Origin of the sequence: Accumulibacter sp. (genome assembly GCF_023806635.1) — a bacterium.
In the GTDB taxonomy this organism is placed as follows: Bacteria; Pseudomonadota; Gammaproteobacteria; order Burkholderiales; family Rhodocyclaceae; genus Accumulibacter.
The window spans coordinates 1-2578 of record NZ_JAMTDQ010000077.1 but is presented as its reverse complement, the minus strand read 5'-3'; the positions used below and the strand labels follow the sequence as shown (position 1 = coordinate 2578).

Sequence of the window (2578 nt, the reverse complement as noted above, 5' to 3'; positions counted from 1 at the left end):
TCTCAAAAAGCCAGTTTGAGCCTGCGCGTCAGGGGTGGGCGCGCTGAACGCTTACGCGTCTGACGGCAGCGGAGTGGGATCTGCTGTGCCAGGGGCTGGCCGGGCTGCCGGCTGGACGCCTGCAGCACATCCGCGCAGCCGTGGCGATGTTCGACGGTTGGCGGCACGGTCCGCTCGTCTGCCCACTGCTCGACCGCGCAAGCGGCGCCTGCAGCGTCTATGCCTGGCGGCCCGTCGCCTGCCGCAGCTACGGCTTCTACGTGCAGCGCGAACGGGGTCTGTACTGCCGCGACATCGAGGAGCGCGTCGCCGCAGGCGCGCTGGCCGATGTCGTCTGGGGCAACCACGATGCCATCGACCGCCAGCTCGCCGGCCTGGGCGAGATGCGCACCCTCGGCGAGTGGTTCGCCGGCTGGCCGGACCGCACCTGATGGGCCGGAGAGGGCGCCGGCGGGACCGCGCGGCGCTGCTGAGCATGGCCCCGCGCCGGGTCGGACCGGCAGGCAGCGTCCGCGCGGCGTCCGCGGATCCGGTCCGGAAGAAAGGGTACCTGGTCCCGGTGCGAGCCGCGCGCTCGCTGCCGCGCCGCTATTCCGGCTGGTGCGAGTCGATCAGGAGCGTCACCGGCCCGTCGTTCACCAGATGGACCTGCATGTCGGCGGCGAAAACGCCGCTCGGCACCGGGCGGCCGAGGGCGTTCTCGAGGCGGGCGACGAAGCCTTCGAACAGCGGCTGTGCGACCGCCGGCGCTGCGGCGCGCTGCCACGATGGCCGGTTGCCCTTGCGGGTCGACGCGAAGAGGGTGAACTGGCTGACCGCGAGGACCTCGCCGCCGATGTCGATGACGCTGCGGTTCATCAGTCCGGCAGCATCGGCGAAGACGCGCAGCCGGGTCAGCTTGCCCGCCATCCAGTCGAGGTCGCCGTCGCCGTCGCGCTCCTCGAAGCCGGCGAAGACGAGCAGACCGGCAGTGATGGCGCCGACGGTTTTGCCGGCGACTTCCACGCGCGCCCCGCGGACCCGCTGCACGACGACCCTCATGCGGTGCCGCCGTTGGCCAGCGTGCGCCGCATGCAGACCGCCGATGCCGGACACAGGTCGCGGAACTCGCTGCATTGCGCGAGTTCGGGGGGCACTTGGCGGCGATCGAAGGGTTGAAAGCCGCGGGCGGCAAAAAAACCGGCGGCGCTCGTCGTGAGGAGGAAGATTTCGCGCTGCTTGCGGTTCCACGCGTGCTGCACGATTTCATCGACCAGTCGGCTTGCGAGTCCGCGCTGGCGATAGGCTGTTGCCACCGCCAGCGACCGCAGCAGGGCTGCCGTGACGTGCCGCTCGAGGCAGACGCTGGCGACGATTCTCTCGCCGTCGCGGCAAACGAGGAAATCCGCCAGGTGTCGCTGGGCAAGGTCGGCCGTTGGCAGGGAACAGGCGGCGAGCAGGGCCAGCAGATCGGGCAGATCGCCGGCCAGAGCGGGCTCCGGCAGCAGGGCGCTCATGACGGTCGCGCTGCGCCGGGCTGCCAACCAGCGGCGCGCGGCAGCCAGCGCACCGGCGCCGCAAGCGGTTCCGGCTGCAGTGTGACGTGCGTGATGCCGCTGGCGGCCAGCGCTTCCCGGCTGGCGGCCAGTACGGTCGGCCATTGCTCCAGCGAGTCGACGACGAGATGCGCCGACAGCGCGACGCGACTGGAAGAAAGGGTCCAGATGTGCAGGTCGTGGACCGAAGCGACGCCGGGAATCGCTGCCAGCACGTGCGCCACCTCTTCGGTCGACAGACTGGCCGGTACGCCCTCCATCAGCGCCTGCAGTACCTCGCGCAGCAAGCGCAGGCTGGAGGCCAGCATCAGCGCACAGATCAGCAACGAGAGCAGCGGGTCGGCGGCGGTCCAGCCGGTCCACATGACGACCGCACCGGAGACCAGCGCGGCGACCGAGCCGAGCAGGTCACCGAGCACGTGCAGCAGTGCGCCGCGGGTGTTCATCGTCTGTTCGCCATGCATCAGTAGCCAGGCGACGGCGATGTTGAGGAGCAGGCCGAGGGCAGCCACCAGCGTCACGGTTTCCCCATTGACGGCGACCGGCGTCAGGATGCGCTCGACCGCCGCCACCGAGATGCCGACGACGACGAGGACCATGAAGAGGACGTTGAGGAGCGCTGCCAGCGTCTCGACGCGACCGTAGCCGTAGGTGTGGCGCTGCGTCGGCGGCCGCTGCGCAAGCCAGGCGGCGAAGGCGGCGAGGGCAAGCGAGGCGCTGTCGGTGACCATGTGGCCGGCGTCGCCGAGCAGCGCCAGCGAACCCGACCAGAAGCCGGCGGCAGCCTCGACGCCGGCAAAACCGAGCGTCAGCAGCAACGCCCAGAGCAGGCGTGGGCCGGCGTCCGCTGCGTGCCGGTGCGCATGTTCGCCATGTCGGTGGCCCGAATGGTCGTGGTCGTGCCCGCCCTTGTCCCGTGCGTGCGCGTCGTGCTGGTGCAGGTGTGATCCGCTCATGGTGGCGGAATTCTAACCGACATCGCCGTCTGTGTCGCGGCCAACCTGAAAGTGGTCGCCGTGAGCCGGCGTGAAGTTGGATGTTCT

At 70.3% G+C, this 2578-nt stretch carries 4 protein-coding genes; 1 reads left to right on the top strand and 3 read right to left on the bottom strand.

The genetic code is table 11. From position 1 onward, the window contains the following. Nucleotides 1–146: 146 nt before the first annotated feature. The gene (locus NFW30_RS13495; RefSeq protein ID WP_363322109.1) at nucleotides 147–431 is read left to right on the top strand and encodes a hypothetical protein; all 285 of its coding nucleotides are present in this window, start codon (nucleotides 147–149) and stop codon (nucleotides 429–431) included. A gap of 157 nt (nucleotides 432–588) precedes the next feature. Here the strand turns inward: NFW30_RS13495 and dtd are convergent, their stop codons facing one another. The 3 genes from dtd to NFW30_RS13480 are packed head-to-tail and all read right to left on the bottom strand — an operon-like array spanning nucleotide 589 to nucleotide 2491. Continuing rightward, nucleotides 589–1041 (bottom strand): D-aminoacyl-tRNA deacylase, encoded by a 453-nt coding sequence (gene dtd / locus NFW30_RS13490; protein WP_295372280.1) that lies wholly within the window; start codon nucleotides 1039–1041, stop codon nucleotides 589–591. Continuing rightward, a complete protein-coding gene (gene arsN2, locus NFW30_RS13485) occupies nucleotides 1038–1496 on the bottom strand; it encodes an arsenic resistance N-acetyltransferase ArsN2 (protein ID WP_295372276.1) in 459 nt (152 codons plus the stop codon). Before arsN2 ends, dtd begins: the two co-directional genes overlap by 4 nt. Then, a complete protein-coding gene (locus tag NFW30_RS13480; RefSeq protein WP_295372274.1) occupies nucleotides 1493–2491 on the bottom strand; it encodes a cation diffusion facilitator family transporter in 999 nt (332 codons plus the stop codon). The genes arsN2 and NFW30_RS13480 overlap by 4 nt, the downstream gene beginning before the upstream one ends. Nucleotides 2492–2578 lie beyond the last annotated feature (87 nt).

What these genes read in the sequence shown, in the direction of transcription:
- arsN2 (WP_295372276.1), bottom strand. Translation starts at nt 1,496, where the DNA reads ATGAGCGCCCTGCTGCCGGAGCCCGCTCTGGCCGGCGATCTGCCCGAT.
- dtd (WP_295372280.1), bottom strand. Translation starts at nt 1,041, where the DNA reads ATGAGGGTCGTCGTGCAGCGGGTCCGCGGGGCGCGCGTGGAAGTCGCC.
- NFW30_RS13495 (WP_363322109.1), top strand. Translation starts at nt 147, where the DNA reads ATGTTCGACGGTTGGCGGCACGGTCCGCTCGTCTGCCCACTGCTCGAC.
- NFW30_RS13480 (WP_295372274.1), bottom strand. Translation starts at nt 2,491, where the DNA reads ATGAGCGGATCACACCTGCACCAGCACGACGCGCACGCACGGGACAAG.